This window comes from Azospirillum sp. ST 5-10, from assembly GCF_051225715.1.
GTDB lineage: Bacteria > Pseudomonadota > Alphaproteobacteria > Azospirillales > Azospirillaceae > Azospirillum.
The window spans coordinates 1-19689 of the sequence record NZ_JBPJSP010000053.1 but is presented as its reverse complement, the minus strand read 5'-3'; the positions used below and the strand labels follow the sequence as shown (position 1 = coordinate 19689).

General features: G+C 71.6%; 24 protein-coding genes. 15 read left to right on the top strand and 9 right to left on the bottom strand.

Going from position 1 to position 19689, the window contains the following annotated elements; all coding sequences use genetic code 11:
* Window positions 1–76: 76 nt before the first annotated feature.
* The 4 genes from ACSBPG_RS31030 to ACSBPG_RS31015 are packed head-to-tail and all read right to left on the bottom strand — an operon-like array spanning window position 77 to window position 2128.
* Window positions 77–430, bottom strand: a complete 354-nt coding sequence (locus ACSBPG_RS31030) for a hypothetical protein (protein WP_435541129.1) — start codon at window positions 428–430, stop codon at window positions 77–79.
* Window positions 431–432: 2 nt separating this feature from the next.
* Entirely contained in the window at window positions 433–1248 is an 816-nt protein-coding gene (locus tag ACSBPG_RS31025; protein ID WP_435541128.1) for a DUF1007 family protein, read from the bottom strand.
* Between the two features lie 27 nt (window positions 1249–1275).
* Entirely contained in the window at window positions 1276–1599 is a 324-nt protein-coding gene (locus tag ACSBPG_RS31020; RefSeq protein WP_435541127.1) for a DUF2149 domain-containing protein, read from the bottom strand.
* 22 nt (window positions 1600–1621) lie between these two features.
* Window positions 1622–2128, bottom strand: coding sequence for a Fur family transcriptional regulator (locus ACSBPG_RS31015; RefSeq protein WP_435541126.1), 507 nt, complete (start codon window positions 2126–2128; stop codon window positions 1622–1624).
* 97 nt (window positions 2129–2225) lie between these two features.
* Between ACSBPG_RS31015 and ACSBPG_RS31010 the strand changes: the two genes are divergently transcribed.
* The 6 genes from ACSBPG_RS31010 (at window position 2226) to ACSBPG_RS30985 (ending at window position 5766) form a co-directional block, all read left to right on the top strand.
* Entirely contained in the window at window positions 2226–2597 is a 372-nt protein-coding gene (locus ACSBPG_RS31010; RefSeq protein ID WP_435541125.1) for a DUF1826 domain-containing protein, read from the top strand.
* Between the two features lies 1 nt (window position 2598).
* Window positions 2599–2724 (top strand): hypothetical protein, encoded by a 126-nt coding sequence (locus tag ACSBPG_RS31005; RefSeq protein WP_435541124.1) that lies wholly within the window; start codon window positions 2599–2601, stop codon window positions 2722–2724.
* A 4-nt stretch (window positions 2725–2728) separates the two neighbouring features.
* The gene (locus tag ACSBPG_RS31000) at window positions 2729–3472 is read left to right on the top strand and encodes a metal ABC transporter ATP-binding protein (protein ID WP_435541123.1); all 744 of its coding nucleotides are present in this window, start codon (window positions 2729–2731) and stop codon (window positions 3470–3472) included.
* The gene (locus tag ACSBPG_RS30995; protein ID WP_435541122.1) at window positions 3469–4341 is read left to right on the top strand and encodes a metal ABC transporter permease; all 873 of its coding nucleotides are present in this window, start codon (window positions 3469–3471) and stop codon (window positions 4339–4341) included. The genes ACSBPG_RS31000 and ACSBPG_RS30995 overlap by 4 nt, the downstream gene beginning before the upstream one ends.
* A gap of 42 nt (window positions 4342–4383) precedes the next feature.
* Entirely contained in the window at window positions 4384–5319 is a 936-nt protein-coding gene (locus ACSBPG_RS30990) for a metal ABC transporter solute-binding protein, Zn/Mn family (protein WP_435541121.1), read from the top strand.
* Window positions 5320–5454: 135 nt separating this feature from the next.
* Window positions 5455–5766, top strand: coding sequence for a twin-arginine translocation signal domain-containing protein (locus tag ACSBPG_RS30985; RefSeq protein ID WP_435541120.1), 312 nt, complete (start codon window positions 5455–5457; stop codon window positions 5764–5766).
* 37 nt (window positions 5767–5803) lie between these two features.
* Here the strand turns inward: ACSBPG_RS30985 and ACSBPG_RS30980 are convergent, their stop codons facing one another.
* A complete protein-coding gene (locus ACSBPG_RS30980) occupies window positions 5804–6106 on the bottom strand; it encodes a hypothetical protein (RefSeq protein ID WP_435541119.1) in 303 nt (100 codons plus the stop codon).
* A complete protein-coding gene (locus tag ACSBPG_RS30975) occupies window positions 6103–6324 on the bottom strand; it encodes a hypothetical protein (RefSeq protein WP_435541118.1) in 222 nt (73 codons plus the stop codon). Before ACSBPG_RS30975 ends, ACSBPG_RS30980 begins: the two co-directional genes overlap by 4 nt.
* 108 nt (window positions 6325–6432) lie before the next feature.
* Here ACSBPG_RS30975 and ACSBPG_RS30970 point away from each other — a divergent pair, with 108 nt between their 5' ends.
* Both ACSBPG_RS30970 and ACSBPG_RS30965 read left to right on the top strand, forming a co-directional pair.
* Window positions 6433–7392: a CobW family GTP-binding protein gene (locus ACSBPG_RS30970; protein ID WP_435541117.1), complete on the top strand. Its 960-nt coding sequence runs from the start codon at window positions 6433–6435 to the stop codon at window positions 7390–7392.
* A complete protein-coding gene (locus tag ACSBPG_RS30965; RefSeq protein WP_435541116.1) occupies window positions 7389–8429 on the top strand; it encodes a WD40 repeat domain-containing protein in 1041 nt (346 codons plus the stop codon). The genes ACSBPG_RS30970 and ACSBPG_RS30965 overlap by 4 nt, the downstream gene beginning before the upstream one ends.
* Before the next feature lie 37 nt (window positions 8430–8466).
* On the opposite strand, the gene ACSBPG_RS30960 is transcribed toward ACSBPG_RS30965, so the two are convergent.
* The gene (locus tag ACSBPG_RS30960; protein WP_435541115.1) at window positions 8467–9276 is read right to left on the bottom strand and encodes a GntR family transcriptional regulator; all 810 of its coding nucleotides are present in this window, start codon (window positions 9274–9276) and stop codon (window positions 8467–8469) included.
* A gap of 170 nt (window positions 9277–9446) precedes the next feature.
* On the opposite strand from ACSBPG_RS30960, the gene ACSBPG_RS30955 reads away from it, so the two are divergent.
* From ACSBPG_RS30955 to ACSBPG_RS30925, 7 genes are read left to right on the top strand one after another with little or no spacing between them, the layout of a single operon-like run.
* Window positions 9447–10472, top strand: a complete 1026-nt coding sequence (locus ACSBPG_RS30955; RefSeq protein ID WP_435541114.1) for a TRAP transporter substrate-binding protein — start codon at window positions 9447–9449, stop codon at window positions 10470–10472.
* Between the two features lie 58 nt (window positions 10473–10530).
* Entirely contained in the window at window positions 10531–11046 is a 516-nt protein-coding gene (locus ACSBPG_RS30950; RefSeq protein ID WP_435541113.1) for a TRAP transporter small permease subunit, read from the top strand.
* A gap of 15 nt (window positions 11047–11061) precedes the next feature.
* Window positions 11062–12369 (top strand): TRAP transporter large permease, encoded by a 1308-nt coding sequence (locus tag ACSBPG_RS30945; RefSeq protein ID WP_435541112.1) that lies wholly within the window; start codon window positions 11062–11064, stop codon window positions 12367–12369.
* 36 nt (window positions 12370–12405) lie between these two features.
* Entirely contained in the window at window positions 12406–13605 is a 1200-nt protein-coding gene (locus tag ACSBPG_RS30940) for a mandelate racemase/muconate lactonizing enzyme family protein (RefSeq protein ID WP_435541111.1), read from the top strand.
* Between the two features lie 15 nt (window positions 13606–13620).
* Window positions 13621–14388, top strand: a complete 768-nt coding sequence (locus ACSBPG_RS30935; RefSeq protein ID WP_435541110.1) for an SDR family oxidoreductase — start codon at window positions 13621–13623, stop codon at window positions 14386–14388.
* Window positions 14389–14433: 45 nt separating this feature from the next.
* On the top strand, window positions 14434–15468 hold the full coding sequence (locus ACSBPG_RS30930; protein ID WP_435541109.1) for an L-idonate 5-dehydrogenase: 1035 nt from the start codon (window positions 14434–14436) through the stop codon (window positions 15466–15468).
* Window positions 15469–15511: 43 nt separating this feature from the next.
* Window positions 15512–16480, top strand: a complete 969-nt coding sequence (locus tag ACSBPG_RS30925; protein ID WP_435541108.1) for a 2-hydroxyacid dehydrogenase — start codon at window positions 15512–15514, stop codon at window positions 16478–16480.
* On the opposite strand, the gene ACSBPG_RS30920 is transcribed toward ACSBPG_RS30925, so the two are convergent.
* A complete protein-coding gene (locus tag ACSBPG_RS30920; protein ID WP_435541107.1) occupies window positions 16464–18584 on the bottom strand; it encodes a sensor histidine kinase in 2121 nt (706 codons plus the stop codon). The genes ACSBPG_RS30925 and ACSBPG_RS30920 overlap by 17 nt on opposite strands.
* A 64-nt stretch (window positions 18585–18648) precedes the next feature.
* The gene (locus tag ACSBPG_RS30915) at window positions 18649–19440 is read right to left on the bottom strand and encodes a response regulator transcription factor (protein ID WP_435541106.1); all 792 of its coding nucleotides are present in this window, start codon (window positions 19438–19440) and stop codon (window positions 18649–18651) included.
* Between the last annotated feature and the right edge of the window lie 249 nt (window positions 19441–19689).

The window sequence follows — 19689 nt, the reverse complement described above, 5'->3', positions numbered from 1 at the left end:
CGCACCTACGAGGCCATGCTCCACATCGTGTGTGCCGTCACCGTCTGGGAGTTCGTCGCCCTACTGGAATAGGCTCTTAGGTGACCGACGGATCGTTCCTGTATTCCCTGCTGGAACGAACATCGGAGTACGCCGCTTCCGCCTCGGAAAACCGGCCCATCATGTAATGGATGTCCGCCTTCATCTTCCGGGAATGATGGTGTTCGGGGTGTTCGGCCAGGATGCGCTCGATCATGGAGGCCGTCGTGGAGAGATCGCCCCTGCCCGCACAGCCGACGGCAACAGCCAAGGAAAAATTCGGATCATCTCCATATCTTTCGACCGCCTCCTGGCGCAGCGCGGCGGCGGCAGGGACATGGCCCTGCTGCGCCAAGCTCTGTATCCGCACCAGAATGTCTCTTACACGGCCGGCGTGCGCATCTGTCGTCATGTTCATTCCTTGGTGCGGAAACGAAAGCCTGTCAATGTCCGATCGGGACGGGCAAACGGCACCCTGGCGAGCCCGGATGGCGGCACGGCACGGGGTGGTCGGGCGAACCGCGGACAGCCGGCGACACGCAAGGCCGCGCCGATGCCGGCCTCCGGCTGGTCCGGGTCGGGATCGTCGCCCAGCGCCACCGCGTCGGGCACGAAGGACGAGGACCGGTCGGCGATCCGTTCGACGGTGACCCGGCAGCCGTCGGGCACGTCTCCGCTGAGCCGGATCGGAGCCTCCGCGGGCGGGGCGATCTCGATGTAGAAGGTGGGATCGAACATCGCGAAGCGGAGCGGCGCGCGCTTCGGGTCCACCGGCTCGGCGAGCGGCAGCGTCATGGTCAGATCGAGGCGGCCGCCCACGAAGCGCATGCGCTGCGCCGCCGCGGGGCCGAGACGCACGCGCCGGTCGCCGACCTTGAGCACGCTGAAATAGCCCCGTTCCGCAAGGCGCCCGACGGTCTCGTCGGCCAGCGGCTGCAGTTCGCCGAGGGACAGGCGGCCGTCGCGATCGGCGTCGCGGCCTTCGACCTCGTACACGCTGAACATGTCGTCGAACAGCCAACGAGTCTCGATCGCGGCGAGCCGTTGCCGCGAATCGAAATGGAAGACCGCCGTGGCGTCGATCCAGGCGTGCGGGTGTGCCGCCGCCTTCCCGGCCGGGAACGCCAGGATCAGGGCCGCCAGGAGAGCGGGGAAGCGGAGCACCGGCAAGACCATGGCTGCCGACCATAATGTTGGGAGGACGGAATGTGCAGCATTGGCCGGCCGCATCGCAAGCGGTGCGTCGCCGTCGGCGGTCTACCGCGGTTCCGCGGTCGGGGCGGACTCCGGCACATGGATGAGCCGCCCGTCCGGCAGGCGGTAGGCGATCCCGGCCTTGATGCCTTGGCCCTCGCCGGTGGCGCCCGTCGGCTCGTAGCGCGTCAGGTCCCTCCCGTCCTTGACCGTGATGCGCATCCCCGCCCCGTCCGGGGTCTCCACCACCACCGCCCGTTCGGCGCCGAACTCGTTGACGATGACCACCGCGTCGGCCAGACCGGGATGGGCGAGCAGGTGGTTGAGGACCGTCGTCTTGCCGCTCCCGAGAAAGCCGGCGAGCAGCGAGAAACGCGGTCGAACCAACCGTCCATGAACGATGTCCTGCCTATGACGTGCCGCCCGCGGCCGTGTCGGCACACGTCGCGCAGAGCCCCCGCACTTCGAGCACGCGGCGGCCGATGAGGAAGCCGACGGTCGCCGCGTTCCGGCCGATCAGCGCGTCCAGGTCCGGGCACGGCAGTGCCGTCGTGGAGCCGCAGCGGTCGCAGAGCAGGAACATCTCCGCGTGCGGGGCACCCGGGTCGGCGTGCGGGACGTACGCGTTCCAGCTCTCGAGCCGCGAAACGAAGCCCTGCGCCATCAGGAAGTCGAGGCAGCGGTAGACGGATTGCGGCTTCGGCCCGTGCCCGAGATCGGCGGCGAGGCGGGCGACGATCTCGTAGGCGCCGAGCGGCCGGTCGGCGCGATGCAGGGCTTCGAGGACGGCGCGGCGGATGCCGGTCAATTGCACCCCGCGCTCGCGGCACACGTCGCCGGCCGCCGCGACCGCTCCGGCGACCGGGCGGTGCGTTCGGCGAGTCGGCGTCGGTGCTCCCGGCCGTTCGACCATCATGACCTCCTTGACCACTCCGCCTGGCGGCGCTATGAAAAGTTACGTTATAACATTACATATTTCGGCGCAACGCCGCGCGAGCGAGGGAGAGCGTTCCATGACACGCCCCGGCACCGGCATGGTCGCCACCCGCACCGTCACGCTGCGCCTGGAGGCGGTGGAGGACGACGGCTGCGCCTACTTCCATGCGGATCGGGTGGGCATCCGCCTGCTGTGCACCTACCGCGGCGCCGGCATCCAGTGGCTGCCCGACGGGGCGGTGAACCGCGGCGCCCTCGACAGCGGGAACAACGCCGCCGTCCTCGCCGATCCCGGCCGCGTCCGGTCGGTGGCGCCGGGGCACGTGGCTCTCCTGAAGGGAGAGGCGTGGCCCGGCAACCGGGGCCGCGGGCTCGTCCACCGCTCGCCGCCGGCCGAACGCAAGAATCCGCCCCGCCTGCTGCTCGCCCTCGACCATGAGGTCGACTGACATGACGCCACCCGCCAGACACGTCTCCCCGCTGGCCGCTTCCGCCGGCCGTCGGCTCGTCGTCGCCCTGGCCGCCTGCGGCGGGCTGTGGACGGCGATCGCCTGGGCCCTGGACTGGATCGGCTGAGACCGTGGGCGCGCTCGTCCGCCTCCATGACCTGACGCTCGGCTACCGGCGCCATCCGGCGGTGCACCACCTCTCGGGCGCGTTCGCGGATGGCACGATGACGGCCGTCGTCGGCCCCAACGGCGCCGGCAAGAGCACCCTCCTCAAGGGCATCGTCGGCGCGCTGCGGCCGTTGCAGGGGCGCATCGCCCTCGACGGCCTGGACCGCCGCGACGTCGCCTATCTGCCGCAGCAGGCCGAGGTCGACCGCGACTTCCCCATCGACGTGCTGGACACGGTGCTGACCGGCCATTGGCGGCGCGTGGGCGCGTTCGCCGCCATGGGGCGGACGCTGCGCGAGCAGGGCGTCGCGGCGCTGGAGGCGGTCGGCCTGGCGGGGTTCGAGCGCCGCCCCATCGCCGCCCTGTCGGCCGGGCAGTTCCAGCGCGTGCTGTTCGCCCGCATGCTGCTGCAGGACGCCCGCCTGATCCTGCTGGACGAGCCCTTCACCGCCATCGACGCGCGGACGACGGCCGATCTGTTGGCGGTGGTGCGGCGGTGGCACGGCGAGGGGCGCACCGTCATCGCCGTCCTGCACGATTTCGACCAGGTCCGCGCCCATTTCCCCGACACCCTGCTGCTCGCCCGGGAGCCGGTCGGCTGGGGCCCGACGGCGGCGACGCTGACCGCGGACAACCTGCGGCGCGCCCGCGCCATGGCCGAGGCGTGGGACGACCGCGCCGCCGTCTGCGAGCGCGGGGTGGCATGATGGCGTACGACGCGCTGATCGCGCCCTTCCTGGAGTTCGCGTTCATGCGCCGCGCGCTGGTCGCCGGTCTGGCGCTGTCCATGGGCTGCGCGCCCGTCGGCGTGCTGCTGGTGCTGCGGCGCATGAGCCTGGTGGGCGACGCCATGTCCCACGCCGTCCTCCCGGGAGCGGCCGTCGGCTTCCTGGCGGCCGGCCTGTCCCTCTGGGCCATGAGTGCCGGCGGCTTCGTCGCCGGTCTCGCGGTCGCCCTGCTCGCCGGGCTGGTGTCGCGTGCCACGAGCCAACGGGAGGACGCGAGCTTCGCCGCCTTCTACCTGATCTCGCTGTCCGGCGGCGTGCTGCTCGTGTCGATGCGGGGCAGCAACGTCGATCTCATGCACGTGCTGTTCGGCACCATCCTGGCGGTCGACGACGCCGGCCTGCTGCTCGTGGGCGCCGTCACCACGGCCACGCTGCTGACGCTGGCGCTGCTCTACCGGCCGCTGCTGGTCGAGTGCTTCGACCCGGGGTTCCTGCGCGCGGTCGGTGGCCGCGGCGGCCTCAGCCATCTCGGCTTCCTGGTGCTGGTCGTCCTCAACCTGGTGGGCGGATTCCAAGCGCTGGGCACCCTGATGGCCGTCGGGCTGATGATGCTGCCGGCCGCCGCCGCGCGCTTCTGGGCGGAGCGGGTGTGGACGCTCGCCGCGGCGGCCATGGCGATCGCCCTCGCCTCGGCGTACGGCGGCCTTCTCCTGTCCTACCACCTCGACCTGCCCTCGGGACCGGCCATCATCCTGGTCGCCGGCGCCGTCTACGTCGCGTCGGTCGCGCTCGGTCCGCTGGGCAGCCTGCGGGCACGCTGGTGGCCCGCCCCTCACCTGAGAGCCTGACCCCCTTCCGTCCACGACCAACCGTTCGAAGGAGATCCTGCCGTGAAACGACTCCTCGCCGCCACATTGGCCACCGCCGCCCTGCTGGCGACGGCTCCGGCGCTGGCCGATCCGCTGAAGGTCGTCACCAGCTTCAGCATCCTGGCCGACATGGTGCAGCGGATCGGCGGCGGCGCCGTGACCGTCACCACGCTCGTCGGCCCGGACGGCGACGCCCACGTCTACGAACCGACCCCCGCCGACGCGCGCGCCTTGGCCCGGGCCGACGTGCTCGTGGTCAACGGCCTCGGCTTCGAAGGGTGGATGGACCGTCTGGTCCAGTCCTCCGGCTACAAGGGGCCGGTGGTGGTGGCGAGCGAGGGCGTCGCCGCCATCGAGCTCGACGAGGACGAGGAGGAGCACGACCATGCCCACGAGCACGAGCACGGCGGTCACCACCATCACGGCGTCGACCCGCACGCCTGGCAGTCGGTCGCCAACGCCAAGCTCTACGCCGGCAACATCCTGACCGGCCTGGCCGCCGCGGCACCCGCCGAGGCCGAGGCGCTGCGCCGCCGGCACACGGCGTACGACCGCGAGCTCGACGCGCTCGAGGCGGCGATCCGGGAGGCCCTGCAGCCGATCCCGCGGGAGAACCGCAAGATCGTCACGTCCCATGACGCGTTCGGCTATTTCGCCCGTGCCTACGACGTCACCTTCCTGGCGCCCGTCGGGGTGTCCACCGAAGCGGAACCCTCGGCCGGCGAGGTCGCCGAGCTGATCCGCCAGATCAGGGCCGAGACCGTCCGGGCGGTGTTCGTCGAATCGATTTCCGACCCCCGCATGCTGGAGCAGATCGCCCGCGAGACCGGTGCGCGCATCGGTGGCCGGGTCTATTCCGACGCCCTGTCCGATCCCCGGGGACCGGCCCCCTCCTACATCGCCATGATGCGCCACAACGTCCAGCAGTTCGCCTCGGCCCTCCAGCCCAAGGGGTGAAACGGAGGCTCCCCGGTCGCGCCGCGGTGGCGGCGGCGCGACCGATCCTGGACGGAAATTCACTTGTCACCGGCATCGCGTCACGCGATGTATGGTTGGAAGCGCGCGGCGGCCTTGCCGCAACCGAGGTGTTCCATGTCCCACGAATCCAGTCGGCGCGGTTTCCTGCGGGCCGCCACCGCGCTGGCGGCCGGCGGCGTGTGCGGCTCCCTGGCCGTGCCGGCGGTCGCCCTGACGCCGCTCTCCGGCTCCGACTACGGTGCCGTCCTGGACTCCGCCTGCGGCGCCAGCGCCGAGCATGCACGGCTGGTCGAGGAGACGGCGACGGCGCTCGGGCGACCGGCCAGCGATCCGCTGGTCCAGGCGGTGCTGCAAAGGACCGTCTGCCCCCTGTGCGGCTGCGCCGTCGTGCCGACGCCGGCGGCCGCCGGCGGCGCGCCGTTCTGAGGGTTCGGGCCGGCGGCGGCGGGCCGTCGCCGGTCGATCACGGCGGTGCCCGGCGCCTCCGGGCGCGCTCGACCACCACGGCCTTCAGCTCCCGCGGGACGCGGGTGCGGTCGGTCCAGCGAATGGCGATCCCGCCGCCGCGGCACTCCGCCGCCAGTTCGCGGCCGTTCTCGTAGCGGTGCTGGTCGAGCAGCGGCCACGCGTCGATCGACCGGTAGTCGAACGGCCGTCCCTGGGTGAAATCCCGGAACCCCTCGAAGAACTTGGGATGCCGCAGCACCGGCTTGGCCTCGCGCCAGGACAGGGCGTCGACGATCCGGTTGTTCCGCGCGCCGCTCACTGCAGGCTCCCGCGTCCGGGCCGCGGCGTCGTCTGCACGGCGTCGCTCAACCGGTCGAGCAGGCCCGCCGTGGCGGCGGGGCCGTGCGCCAAGGTCAGGTGATCCACCGCCTCGATCATCATGGCCCAGGCCAGCACCTGCCGGGACAGGCCGCCGGACCGCCCTTCCCTCCACAGGCCGCGCACGAGGTCGAGCGCCGGACCGAGATCCGGTGGCACCCGGGAACCATCCTCGCTGTCCGCCATCCGCTGTCGGCCTCCCATTGCCCACCAGAAACGCTATGATATAACATATCATATCAGAAGCCCTCCGGAGGGAAAGAGCCGATGTCCCCGACTCCCGTCACCGTGCTGACCGGCTATCTCGGCGCCGGCAAGACGACCCTGCTGAACCGCATCCTGTCGGAGCCGCACGGCAAGCGCTTCGCCGTGATCGTCAACGAATTCGGCGAGATCGGCATCGACAACGAACTGATCGTCGGCGCCGACGAGGAAGTGTTCGAGATGAACAACGGCTGCATCTGCTGCACCGTGCGCGGCGACCTCATCCGCATCATCGGCGGCCTGCTCAAGCGCAAGGGCGGCTTCGACGGCATCCTGATCGAGACCACCGGCCTCGCCGACCCGGCGCCGGTGGCGCAGACCTTCTTCGTCGACCCCGGCGTGTCCCAGCGCACCCGGCTGGACGGCATCGTCACCGTCGTCGACGCCCAGCACCTGCCCCGGCGCCTTGCCGACAGCCATGAGGCCCAGGAGCAGGTCGCCTTCGCCGACGTGATCCTGCTGAACAAGACGGACCTGGTGGAGGAGTCGGTGCTGGAGGGGCTGGAACGCCGCATCCGGGCGATGAATCCCTTCGCCCGCATCCGCCGCACCGAGCGGTGCGACGTGGCGCTGGACGAGGTGTTCGGGATCGGCGCCTTCGACCTCGGCCGCATCCTGTCCCTGGAGCCCGATTTCCTCGGCGAGGAGGACCACCAACACGACCAGTCGGTGACCAGCGTCTCGCTGCAGGAGGACCGCCCGCTCGAGCCGGCCGCCTTCGACCTGTGGTTCCGCACCCTGCTTCAGCGCCAGGGCGTGGACTTGCTGCGCTACAAGGGCATCCTCTCCTTCCGGGGAAGCGACCGGCGGACCGTCGTCCAGGGCGTGCACATGCTGGCGGACAGCGGCAACCTCGCCCTCTGGCCCGAGGGGCAGCCGCGCACCAGCCGCTTCGTCCTGATCGGCCGCAACCTGGACGGCGACGCGCTGCGCGCCGGCTTCGCCGCCTGCGCCGCGCCATGAGCGTCCTCTCCGGCCGCGCACGGCCGCACCCGCTGGAACGCCGCTGGGACACCGGGGCCTACGTCGTGGCGCTGGCGGTGAACCGGGCCGGCCGCCACGCCGCGGCGGCGCTCGGCGACGGGACGGTGTGGCTGCTCGACCTCGCCGACGCGGAGGCGCCGCCCGCCGTCGTCCAGGCGCACGACGGTGCCTGCCTGGCGTTGGCGCGGGATCTCGACGGGCCGGGCTTCCTGACGGGCGGCGACGACGGCCGGCTGCGGCGGATCGCGCCGGGCGGGGAGCCCGAAACCCTGGCCGAGTCCAAGGGCCGCTGGATCGAGCAGGTGGACGCGCATCCGCGCGCCGGCCGGCGCGCCTATGCGGCCGGCCGGCAGGTCCATCTCCTCGATCCCTGCGGCCGGACGCAGGGCGACGTCCTGGACCATCCGAGCACCGTGGGCGGACTGGCGTTCGCACCGAACGGCAAGCGCGTGGCGGTGGCCCACTATGGGGGCGTGAGCCTGTGGTGGACGGCGCAGGCCGGGGCGCCGACGCGGCTGGAGTGGAAGGGCTCGCACCTCGGCGTCCTGTGGCATCCCCAGGGCACGCACCTCATGACCACCCTGCAGGAGACCGGGCTGCACGGCTGGCGGCTGAGGGACCGGGCCGACATGCAGATGAACGGCTATCCGACCAAGATCCGCTCGATGGGCTGGACCCGCGGTGCGCGCCATCTCGCCACCGGCGGCGCGGAATCCGTCGTGTGCTGGCCCTTTTACGGCGGCGGCCCGTGGGAGAAGCAGCCGCTGCAACTGGCCGGGGTCGGCGCCGGCCTGGTCTCGGTGGTGGCGCCGCATCCGGGCGAGGCCGTGGTCGCCGCGGGCTATGACGACGGAGCCATCGCGATCGCGCCGCTCGACGGCACCGCGCCCGCGGCCGTGGCCCGCCCCGAGGGTTCGCCGGCGAGCGCCCTGGCCTGGAGCGGGGACGGACGGCACCTGCTGGTCGGCACCGAAGGCGGCCGGCTCTCCTGGTTCCCGATCCCGGCACGCCGGTGACCGGGGACGCCGCCGGCGGGCAGCGGCCCCGGCGGCGTCAGTGCTTCGCGCGGCGTCCGGACTGCGCCGGGTACAGCGGCACCACGCTGGCGTCCAGCAGTTCGGGAGCGATGCGCGCTTCCAAGGGGTCGAACATGCTGTCGGCGAAGTCGATCAGCAGGTCCGAGGCCTTCTTGGCCTGCACGGAGTTCCGGTTGATGACCGCCTCCAGCAGATCGAGGTGACGGTCGATCGTCTCCGTCAGGCCGGCTTTCGGCTCGACCTCCGACAGGTACAGCCAGCCGATGCGCCGGAAGACGATGTGCAGCGGACGCAGCGTGCGGTCCAGGAACGGTTCGCCGGCGGCCGCGAGAATCGTCTGGTCCAGCGCCCGGTCGTACCCGTTGAATTCGACGGCGTCCATGTCGTCGCGCCGGTCCCTGAGGCGCTGCGCGAGGTGGAGAAGCTGGTTGCGGTGGTTGCCGGTGAGGCGCTCGGCGGCGAGTTCCACCACGAAACGGTCCATGTCGCGCCGCAGCCGCAGGAGACGCCGGTCCCGCATCAGGTCGATCGGGCTGATCTGCAGGCCGTCGCGCGGGCGGATGATGATCAGGGTCTCGGCCGCGAAGCGCCGGACGGCTTGGTGGGTCGGCGTGCGCCCCAGGCCGATGCGGTCCTGAACCGTCTGCATCTTGACGTCGGCGCCCGGCGGCAGGTGGAAATGGACGATCAGTTCCTCGATCCGGTCGTAGGCCGTCTCGGCCAGGCTGGCGGCGCGCGGCAGCGGCTCCGACGGTGGCGACGGACCGGCCGCGCCACCCCGCGGCGCGGGACCGACCGTCTCTTCCATCGCGTTGCGTCGCACCATGACGTCCTCCACCCACGCATCACCATAAAGCGGCAACAAGCGGCGTCAATAGCCGTTGCGAGGTCTGAGATACCGTGATATTTCACGAAATGTCAATCACAGCGCGGATGCGGCCGCTCCGTCCCGACCGGCCGCCAACTGCCGCTCCACAAGGGAAGGAAACCTCGACGATGCACATATCCCGTACGCTCGCTGCCGGCCTCGGGCTCGTCGCCCTGGCGTGCACCGCCTGGTCCGCTCCGGCCGACGCCCAGACCAAGCTCCGCTTCCAGACCCACCACAGCAGCAACTCGCTGCAGGGCAAGGCCCTGCTGCGCTTCGCCGAGCTGGTGAAGGAGATGTCGGACGGACGGCTCGTCGTCGACATGCTGACGAGCAGCGCCGCGGTGAAGTCCAACGAGGTCTTCGAAGCCGCCGCCACCGGCATTCTCGACGGCGACGCCACCGGGGCCGGCTACGTCACCAACAAGGATCCGGCGTTCCAGTTCTTCGGTGACGTGATGGGCGGCTACGAGAACGCGCAGCAGATCTACGGCTGGTTCAACGACGGCGGCGGTCGCGCGGTGGCCGACGACCTCTACCACCGCTTCAACATGCACCTGATCGGCATCTTCGTCGCGACACCGGAGTCGCTGGGGTCGACGGCGCCGCTCGCCGGCATCGACGACCTCAATGGGTGGAAGTTCCGCTCGCCGCCGGGCATGGAGTCCGAGATCTTCGGGAAGCTCGGCGCCGGGCCCGTGGTGATGCCCTTCGGCGAGGTGTTCACGGCGATGAGCTCGGGCATGGTGTCCGGCGCCGACGCGTCCACCCTCGCCGTCAACAAGGGACTGGGCCTGTACGACGTGGGCAAGCACGCGACCTACCCGGGCTTCCACTCCATGCCGATCGAGCACGTCACGATCAATCTCGACAAGTGGAACGCCCTGTCCGACGACCTCAAGCGGGTCATGGAGAAGGCCGTCGAGCGGATCGCCGCCGAGGTTCCCCGGCAGTCCGCCGCCGACGACGAGGCGGCCGCGGCCGAACTGTCCAAGGCCGGCGTCACCCTGCACGACTGGAGCGCCGAGGACCGCGCCAAGTTCCGCGCCGTGGCGCAGCAGGTCTGGGCGGACTGGGCGACCCGCAGCCCGGCCGCCAAGAAGGCCTATGAATCCCACGTCACCTACATGAAGTCGGTCGGGCTGCTGAAGTGATGCCCGCGTGCGCCGACCCCGCACCGCGTCCCGTCCCCATGCAGCCCAGGTGAATCCTATGCCCTCCGAACCGACCCCCGACGTCGACCGCAGCGTCGACCGCAGCGTCATGACCTGGCCTGCATGGACCTTCGTCGCCATCGTCGCGATCACGCTGTACGAGGTCTGCGCACGCTATCTCTTCGACGCCCCGACCATCTGGGCGAACGAGCTGACGCTGTTCCTCTGCGCCATGGTGTTCCTGTGGTCCGGCCTCTACGTGATCCGCCGGGACGAGCACCTGCGCGTCTCCGTCCTCTACGACCTCTCGCCGTACTGGCTGCGCCGCGTGTTCGACGCGATCCGCCTCGCCTGCGCGCTCGTCTTCTTCGGCGGCATCGCCTGGTTCGGGTTCCCGAGCTCCTGGCGGGCCCTGGTCACCTGGGAGCTCTACGGGACGGCGTGGAACCCGCCGATTCCGGCCGTGCTGAAGCCGCTCCTGGTGGCCATCGCCGCGGCGATGGCGGTCCTCGCGGTCGTCAACTTCCTCCGCCCCGGCAGCCGCAGCGGCGACGCCGGCGGCGGCACGGCGTGAGCGGGGGACCGGGGCATGTCCGTCCAACTCATGTCCGTGACGCTGCTGTTCGGCGTCTTCGGCCTGATGGCGATCGGCGTACCGCTGTCCTTCGCCGCCGGCGCGCTGGCGGTCGCCGTCTCCTACGTCCAGTTCGGCCCGGCCGCGGTCGCCATCGCGCACAAGACCGTCTACGGCCTCGCCACCGAGTACGTGCTGATCTCGGTGCCGATGTTCGTGCTGATGGCGTCGCTGCTCGAACGGTCGGGGCTGGCGCGTGACCTCTACGACTGCCTGAACAGCGCCTTCGGCCGGATGCGCGGCGGAATCGCCGTCATCACCCTGCTCATCTCGGTCATCCTCGCCGCGATCAGCGGGATCATCGGCGGCGAGATCGTGCTGCTCGGCCTGGTGGCCCTGCCGCAGATGCTGCGCCTGAAGTACGACCCCAAGCTGGCCATCGGCACGGTGTGCGCCGGCGGCTCGCTGGGCACCATGATCCCGCCGTCGATCGTGCTGATCGTCTACGGCCTCGCGGCGGACGTCTCGGTGCAGCGGCTGTTCATGGCCAGCGTCGTGCCCGGCCTGATGCTGGCCGGCTTCTATCTCGCCTATGTGGTGGCGCGTTGCCGCCTCGATCCGGCGGCCGCCCCCGCCCCGTCCCCCGACGACGCGGCGCCCTTCGACCGCGACAAGGCGACGCGGGGCCTGCTGCCGGCCGGCGCGCTGATCGTCACGGTGTTCGGCTGCATCTACGGCGGCATCACCTCGGTCACCGAGGCGGCCAGCATGGCGGTGGCGCTGACGCTGCTGATCATCGTGCTGCGCGGCGAGTTCTCGCCCCGCCTCCTCCACGAGGCGCTGGTGCAGACGCTGCGGGCCTGCGGGATCATCCTGTGGGTGACCTTCGGCGCCGCCGTGCTGATCAGCGTCTACAACCTGTCCGGCGGCCAGAGCTTCGTGACGGAGCTGATCACGGGGTTCGACATCTCGCCCTTCGTCACCGTCCTGCTGATGATGGCGATCTTCGTCTTCCTCGGCTGCTTCATGGACTGGATCGGCATCCTGCTGCTGTGCGTCCCGATCTTCGTGCCGATCGTCACCTCGCTGGGCTACGACCCCGTCTGGTTCGGCATCCTGTTCTCGGTGACGATGCAGCTATCGTTCCTGACCCCGCCCTTCGGCCCCGCCGCCTTCTACCTGAAGAGCGTCGCGCCGCCCGACATCTCGCTGCAGACGATCTTCGCGTCGCTGTGGCCCTTCATGCTGATCCAGCTCGCCACGCTGGTGCTGCTCCTGCTCTTCCCCGGCATCGCCCTCTGGCTGCCGAGCGTCATCCTGTAGCCCGCGCGCGGCCGCTCTCCGAAAGACGAACCGACGATGAAAATCACCGCCATCGAAACCCTGCGGACCGAGGAATTCAGCAACGTCCTGTGGGTGCGCGTTCACACCGACGCCGGCCTCGTCGGCCTCGGGGAAACCTTCTACGGCGCCGGCGCCGTGGAGGCCCACATCCACGACACGCTGGCGGCCCGCCTGCTCGGCCGCAACCCGCTGCACATCGAGGCCCTGAACAGGGACATGGTCAACCTGCCGATGGCGCAGTCCTCGACGGGGACCGAGTACCGCGCGGCCTCGGCCGTCGACATCGCGCTGTGGGACCTGTTCGGCAAGGTGTGCGGCCAGCCGGTCCACCAGATGCTGGGCGGCCTCTGCCGCGACCGCATCCGCGTCTACAACACGTGCGCCGGCTATGGCTACGTGCGGTCGAAGAACATCCGGCCGGTGTCGAACTGGAACCTCGGCGGGAGCGAGGGGCCCTACGAGGACCTCCACGCCTTCATGAACCGCGCCGACGCCCTGGCCGAGAGCCTGCTGGAGCGCGGCATCACGGCGATGAAGATCTGGCCGTTCGATCCCGCCGCCCAGGAGACCGGCGGCCTCCACATCTCGGCGGCGCAGATGAAGGCGGCGCTCGAGCCCTTCGAGAAGATCCGCAAGGCGGTCGGCGACCGGATGGAGATCATGGTGGAGTTCCACTCCCTGTGGAACCTGCCCACCGCCAAGAAGATCGCCAAGGCCCTGGAGCCCTACCAGCCGACCTGGTTCGAGGACCCGATCCGCATGAACTCGCCCCAGGCGCTGGCGGAGTACGCGCGCTCGACCGACGTCTGGGTGTGCGCCAGCGAGACGCTGGGGTCCCGCTGGCCCTACAAGGACATGCTGGAGCGCGACGCGACCCACGTCGTGATGGTCGACCTCTGCTGGAGCGGCGGCCTGACCGAGGGGCGCAAGATCGCCGCGCTCGCCGAGACCTGGCACCGCCCCTTCGCGCCGCACGACTGCATCGGTCCGGTCGGCTTCGCGGCGGCGGTGCACGCCTCCTTCAGCCAGCCGAACACGCTGATCCAGGAGTCGGTGCGCGCCTTCTACACCGGCTGGTACAAGGAGCTGGTGACCGAGGTGCCGCGCATCGAGAACGGCCACGTCCATCCCATGGAGGGGCCGGGCCTCGGGCTCGACCTGCTGCCCGCCGTGTTCGAGCGCTCCGACCTCACCGTCCGCCGTTCCACCCTCTGACGGGAGACCAGCCCCATGTCGACCTCCCTCTTCGACCTGAGCGGGCGCACCGCCCTGGTCACCGGCTCGTCCCGCGGGCTCGGCCACGCCATGGCGCGCGGCCTCGCCGAAGCCGGCGCCGCCGTCGTCCTCAACGGGTCCGATCCCGGCCGCCTGTCGGCCGCCGCCGACGCCTTCCGCGCCGCCGGCCACACGGCGCACGAGGCCTGCTTCGACGTCACCGACGAGCGCGCGATCACGGCCGCCTTCGAGCGCCTGGACCGCGACGGCGTCGCCGTCGACATCCTCGTCAACAACGCCGGCATCCAGCTCCGCCGGCCGATGGTCGATCTCGCCACCGACGACTGGCGCCGCATCCTGGAGGTGAACCTGACGAGCGCCTTCGTCATCGGCCGCGAGGCGGCCCGGCGGATGATCCCGCGCCGGCGCGGCAAGATCGTCAACATCGGCTCGCTCACCAGCGACGCCGCCCGCGCCACGGTGGCGCCCTACACGGTCGCCAAGGGCGGCATCAAGATGCTGACCCGCGCCATGACGGCCGAGTGGGCCGAACACGGCATCCAGGCCAACGCCATCGGCCCCGGCTACATGCTGACCGACATGAACCAGGCGCTGGTCGAGAACCCGACCTTCGACGCCTGGGTGAAGGGCCGCACGCCGTCGCGGCGCTGGGGCCGGCCCGAGGAGCTGATCGGCGCCGCCGTCTTCCTGGCGTCGCCGGCGTCGGACTACGTGAACGGACAGATCATCTACGTCGACGGCGGCATGCTGGCCGTTCTCTGATCGGCCGCCCGTCCCGTCGCGATCGGCCAGCTTGGGAGGAATTCGATGCGTGCCGTTGTCATTCATGCCCCCCGGGACCTGCGGGTGGAGGAGATCGCCTGCGCCGACCCCGGCCCCGGGGAGGTCCGGGTGCGGCTCGAGGCCGGGGGCATCTGCGGGTCGGACCTGCACTACTATCTGCACGGCGGCTTCGGCACCGTCCGGCTGCGCGAGCCGATGGTGCTGGGGCACGAGGTCTCCGGCACGGTCGCGGCGGTGGGCCCCGGCGTGACGGCGGTGGCGCCCGGCGCCGCCGTCACGGTGAACCCCAGCGTCCCCTGCGGACGCTGCGCGTACTGCCGCCAGGGCCTGCGCAACCAGTGCCTGGACATGCGATTCTACGGCAGCGCCATGCGCTTCCCCCATGTCCAGGGCGCCTTCCGCGACGAGATCGTCGTGTCCGAGGCGCAGGCCGTCGCCGTCGGCCCCGACACGACGCCGGCGGAGGCTGCCTGCGCGGAGCCGCTGGCCGTCTGCCTGCACGCCGTGACGCGCGCCGGCAGCCTGACCGGGAAGCGGGTGCTGGTGTCCGGCTGCGGCCCGATCGGCTGCCTGACGATCATGGCGGCCCGCTTCGCCGGTGCCCGGGAGATCGTCTGCTGCGACGTCGCCGCGGCGCCGCTGGCCCTGGCGACCCGCATCGGCGCGGACGTCGCGGTCGACGTGGCGGACGGAACCGGGCTGGCCGACGACCGCCGCGACAAGGGCCGCTTCGACGTGACGTTCGAATGCTCGGGCAATCCGCGCGCGCTGGCCGAGGCGGTCGAGGTGACGCGCCCCCGCGGCACCGTCGTGCTCGTCGGCCTCGGCGGCGACTGCCCCTTGCCGATGAACACGGTGGTCGCCAAGGAGCTGCAGCTCCACGGGACGTTCCGTTTCGACGAGGAGTTCGCGTGGGCCGCCGACCTGATCGCGCGCCGCCGCATCGACGTGCGCCCGCTGATCACCGCCACCCTGCCGCTCGACCGCGCGCGCGAGGCCTTCGACCTGGCGGCGGACCGCGGGCGTTCGATGAAGGTGCAGTTGAGCTTCGCCGGCTGACGCCGCGGCGCGGCCCGATCAACGTCCGACTGGAGGAGACGGCATGAAGATCCTGTTCCACGGCCAGAACGCGCGCATGTTCCGGCCCGGTTTCGAAACGCTGCTGGCCGACGCCCACGAGATCCGGGAGGCGGGCGACGCCCTGCGGGAACCGGGCGAGCGCGAGGCCTTCGCGGCGGCGGACGTGATCGTCGGCGTGCGCTACACGGGCGACCTGCCGCGGCCGGAGCGGCTGCGGCTGTACCACGCCCCGGCGGCGGGCACCGACGCCATCGACGTCGCGGCCCTGCCGGAGGGGACGGCCCTGTGCAACTGCTTCGGCCACGAGACGGCGATCGCCGAGTACGTGATGGCCGCCCTGCTGACGCGCCACGTTCCGCTGGCCGACGCCGACGCGCGGCTGCGGCGGGGCGACTGGCGCTACTGGTCGGGCGCGCCGCACGGGCCGCGGACCGAGCTGTCCGGGTCGGTGATCGGCCTGCTCGGCTTCGGCCACATCGGCCGGACCATCGCCCAGCGCGCCCGCGCCTTCGGCATGGGCGTGACGGTCGCCAACCGCAGCCCGGTCGCCGCCGACCCCCTCGTCGACCGCTCCTTCACCCTGGACCGGGTGGAGGAGTTCATGGGCACCGCCGACGCCATCGTGGTGTCGCTTCCGCTCACGCCGGAGACCGCGGGGTTCGTCGACGGCCGCCTCCTCGCGGCGATGCGGTCCGATGCCGTCATCGTCAACGTCGGGCGCGGCCCGGTCATCGACGAGGGGGCGCTCTACGCGGCGCTGAAGGAGCGGCGCATCGCCGGCGGGATCATCGACACCTGGTACGCCTATCCCGGCGCCGACCAGCCGGGGCCCCTGCCCTCGCGCCTGCCCTTCCACGAGCTGGACAACGTCGTGATGACCCCGCACATGTCGGGCTGGACCGTCGGCACGATCCGGCGGCGCCAGGAGACCATGGCGGAGAACGTCAACCGGCTGCAGCGCGGCCAGCCGATGCTCAATCGCCTGCGGTAGGGCCCGGCGCGCCGGCCGACGCGTCGGCCACGGCCGGCCCCGCCGGGACGAGGGCCGGCAGCCGGAGGCGGAAGACGCTGCCGCCCGCGCCCGCCGTCTCCAGGTCCAGGTCGCCGCCGTGGAAGGTGGCGATCTTGCGCACGAGATAGAGGCCGAGTCCGACGCCCGGCACCGCCCGCGACGCGGTCGTCCGGTAGTACTTCTCGAAGATGCGGTCCCGTGCGTGCTCGGGCACGCCGGTTCCCCGGTCGATCACCCGCACGACGGCGAACGCGCCCTCGAGCCGCACGTCGACGTCGACCGGCTGGTCCTTCGGTCCGTACTTCCGGGCGTTGTCGAGAAGGTTGAGGACGGCCGTCCGCAGCAGCGCCGCGTCGCCCCGGGCACGCACCGGGCCGGCGCCGGCGCCGGCGCCGACGAGGCGCACGGGCGGCCCGTCCTGCGCCACCTCGCCGACCGCCTCGCGGGCGATCTCGACGACGTCCAGCGGCTTCGATTCGATGGAGAGCCCGGGCTGGTCGAGGCGGTCGCGCCGCAGCCCGACCTCGATCACCTCGACCAGCCGGTCGAGGGAGCGGCGCATGCGCACCACGAGATCGGCCGGCGCCGGCCCGTTGGCCGTCGGGCGCATGTCCATGACGTCGAGCGCGGCGCGGATGACCGAGACCGGCGTGCGGTATTCGTGGGCGATCATGTCGATGAACTGGAGCTGGTCGCGTATGGCCGCGCGTTCGGCGGCCAAGGCCGCCTCGACCTCGCGCTTGGCGTCGCGGATCTCGCGGGTCTGCGCCTCGATGACGCGCCGGGCGCGCTCCTCCGCCACATGGGACGCGGCGAGCGCCGCGGCCTGCGCCTCCTGCTTCGCCAGCTCGGCGTCGCGGATGCGCGTCATCATGGAGATGTTGATCAGCACGACGTGGAACAGGCAGCCGGCGAAATAGAGCTGCTCGGTCAGCACGGTGCTGGGCAGCACGCCGAGCGCGCGCAGCATGGTGACGGCGGCCCCGAGGATCGCCGGCGTGAAGGCGATCAGGAAGCGCTGCGCCTGCACGTCGCGCCGCCACGCCAGGCGGGTGGCGGCGGCGAGGAACGTCACCACGCTCACCATGCCGAGGAGCTGGATCAGCACCGCGCCGGAGCGGTAGTCGCCGAGCGCCGTCAGGACCAGGCTGACCGGCCGCGCCGACGCCGTGCACAGCAGGCACAGCGCGGCCAGCGGCATCAGCCGCCGCAGCCGCAGGACGCGGATCACGAACAGATCGGCGAAGCAGCCCGTCAGCAGGCCGCCGGCGCACAGCCACAGCTTCGACGCCGCCGCCGGCAAGCCCGGCAGCAGGTAAGGCAGGGTGCCCGTGACCGTCAGATGGTTCAGCGTCAGCGACAGCACGTAGCACGCGTAGAGGAGGTGCGACGGGTCGCGCAGCCACGCGAAGCAGACGAGGTTGAACAGCACGGCGAGCGCGAAGGCGCCGTAGACGAACCCGTACCACAGCGTGCGTCCCGACACCGTGTCGACGAGCGCCGGGGCGGTGTAGACGCTGCCGCGCAGCATCATGGACGTCTGCGTCGCGACGCGGACATAGACGTCGCGGGTCGCCCCGGGGGGAAGGTCCAGCGGCAGGAGGAAGGTGCTGGACGGGATCGGCCAGGCGGCGACGGGCACCTCCGCGCCGACGCGGTGGTGCTGGAAGTCGGACGGTCCGGCCGGCGCGTCGGTGGTGGCGACGTAGACGTCCGCCCGATCGAGGACCGGCGGCGCCAGCTCGAGCGTCCAGCGCGACCGGTCGCCGTCGGGCCTGTGGATGCGCACCCGCACCCACGCGGGATCCTTGGTGAACCCAAGCCCCAGCACGCCGGGAAGCGGCGTGAACGCCGACTCGCGGGCCAGCACCTCGGCCAGCGACCGGTCCTCGCCGGGCGCGCCGCGGAGAAGCTCCATGTGCCCGGCCAGCGACAGCGGCGCGTCCCCCGCGACGAGCTCCAGCGGGGCGGCGCGGGCCGGCGCGGTTCCCGCCAGCGCCGGCAGCAGGGTGGCCGCCAGCCACAGCAGGACGATCAGCGCCCGGCCGGTCGTGACCCGGCCTGTCACGGCTCGGCCGGTCATGCCGCGGCATCCATCGCCGGCTCCGCCCGGGCGGCCGGCGCGGCGCGGCCGCCCGCTGCGCACGCTAGCGCACCGTGGCGTGGCCGGCGAACTGGTAGCCGGACCCGAAGACGGTCAGGATCGGCGACGGCCCGGAGCCGGTCGGCCTCAGCTTGTTGCGGACGCGGTGCACCAGCGCTTCCAGACTGCGCTCGCCGTGCTCGGAATCCGGATATTCCAGGGCGTCGCGCAGGGCGGTGCGGGTGATCGGCGTTCCCGCCATGCGCGACAGGGTGAGGACGAGACGCATCTCCTTGGCGGCGAGACGCGCCGTCCGGCCGTCCGGAGCCGTGATGGTCAGGCGGGTGGTGTCGATCAGCCAGGGCGGCTCGGCGCTTTCGAGCGGCGCGGGGGACGGTGGTGCCGGGAGGACGCAGTCCGGCCCATCCGCCAGCCGCGGGGGTGCGGCGATGCCGGACCGCGGGCCGCGCAGGCGCTGGATCAGGCCTCGCGCCGCCGCCGCCAGCTCGCGGCAGTCGAGCGGCTTGGCGAAGAACAGGTCGGCACCGCATTCGAAGAATCGCCGCCGCGTCTCCGCCGAGTCGTTGGCGGAGATGGCGATGACGCCGAGATCGGTCTGCTGGCGCAGGAAGCTGGCGATGTTGAAACCGTCCAGGTCGGGCAGGCCGAGATCGACGATGACGGCGTCGACGTCGCTGTCCGCCAGGGTCCTGTAGAGATCCAGCGCGGTGCCGACCGCCCGCACGTCGATGCCCTGGAGCTGCAGACTTTCCACCAGCAGGGCCCGCATGTCCTCGTCGTCCTCCACGACCATCAGGGACGGCACGCCGCCGCCGGCAAACCCGGCACTCCGCATGGTTGGGACCTCCTCGCCGCTCTCCGCGACGGCGATATTGAGGGTCGTCCGGGATCCCGTCCACAGCCATCTGCGTGCACGTCGGCGGCGCGCGCCTGGCTATCCCGCCAGCACGGCGATGTCGGAGGCCGACAGGGACCTGACGTTCAACGTGGCGACGGTGACCGCGGCCCCGGCGCCGCTGCCGTCGGCGTCGAAGGAGAGCACCCCGGTGGCGGTGTCGAAGACGAACCAGTCGTCGGCGTCGCC

Coding starts and splice junctions, on each gene's coding strand:
- ACSBPG_RS31030 (WP_435541129.1), bottom strand. CDS start 430: ATGACGACAGATGCGCACGCCGGCCGTGTAAGAGACATTCTGGTGCGG.
- ACSBPG_RS31025 (WP_435541128.1), bottom strand. CDS start 1,248: ATGCGGCCGGCCAATGCTGCACATTCCGTCCTCCCAACATTATGGTCG.
- ACSBPG_RS31015 (WP_435541126.1), bottom strand. CDS start 2,128: ATGATGGTCGAACGGCCGGGAGCACCGACGCCGACTCGCCGAACGCAC.
- ACSBPG_RS31010 (WP_435541125.1), top strand. CDS start 2,226: ATGACACGCCCCGGCACCGGCATGGTCGCCACCCGCACCGTCACGCTG.
- ACSBPG_RS31005 (WP_435541124.1), top strand. CDS start 2,599: ATGACGCCACCCGCCAGACACGTCTCCCCGCTGGCCGCTTCCGCCGGC.
- ACSBPG_RS30995 (WP_435541122.1), top strand. CDS start 3,469: ATGATGGCGTACGACGCGCTGATCGCGCCCTTCCTGGAGTTCGCGTTC.
- ACSBPG_RS30985 (WP_435541120.1), top strand. CDS start 5,455: ATGTCCCACGAATCCAGTCGGCGCGGTTTCCTGCGGGCCGCCACCGCG.
- ACSBPG_RS30970 (WP_435541117.1), top strand. CDS start 6,433: ATGTCCCCGACTCCCGTCACCGTGCTGACCGGCTATCTCGGCGCCGGC.
- ACSBPG_RS30965 (WP_435541116.1), top strand. CDS start 7,389: ATGAGCGTCCTCTCCGGCCGCGCACGGCCGCACCCGCTGGAACGCCGC.
- ACSBPG_RS30960 (WP_435541115.1), bottom strand. CDS start 9,276: ATGGTGCGACGCAACGCGATGGAAGAGACGGTCGGTCCCGCGCCGCGG.
- ACSBPG_RS30955 (WP_435541114.1), top strand. CDS start 9,447: ATGCACATATCCCGTACGCTCGCTGCCGGCCTCGGGCTCGTCGCCCTG.
- ACSBPG_RS30950 (WP_435541113.1), top strand. CDS start 10,531: ATGCCCTCCGAACCGACCCCCGACGTCGACCGCAGCGTCGACCGCAGC.
- ACSBPG_RS30945 (WP_435541112.1), top strand. CDS start 11,062: ATGTCCGTCCAACTCATGTCCGTGACGCTGCTGTTCGGCGTCTTCGGC.
- ACSBPG_RS30940 (WP_435541111.1), top strand. CDS start 12,406: ATGAAAATCACCGCCATCGAAACCCTGCGGACCGAGGAATTCAGCAAC.
- ACSBPG_RS30935 (WP_435541110.1), top strand. CDS start 13,621: ATGTCGACCTCCCTCTTCGACCTGAGCGGGCGCACCGCCCTGGTCACC.
- ACSBPG_RS30930 (WP_435541109.1), top strand. CDS start 14,434: ATGCGTGCCGTTGTCATTCATGCCCCCCGGGACCTGCGGGTGGAGGAG.
- ACSBPG_RS30925 (WP_435541108.1), top strand. CDS start 15,512: ATGAAGATCCTGTTCCACGGCCAGAACGCGCGCATGTTCCGGCCCGGT.
- ACSBPG_RS30920 (WP_435541107.1), bottom strand. CDS start 18,584: ATGACCGGCCGAGCCGTGACAGGCCGGGTCACGACCGGCCGGGCGCTG.
- ACSBPG_RS30915 (WP_435541106.1), bottom strand. CDS start 19,440: ATGCGGAGTGCCGGGTTTGCCGGCGGCGGCGTGCCGTCCCTGATGGTC.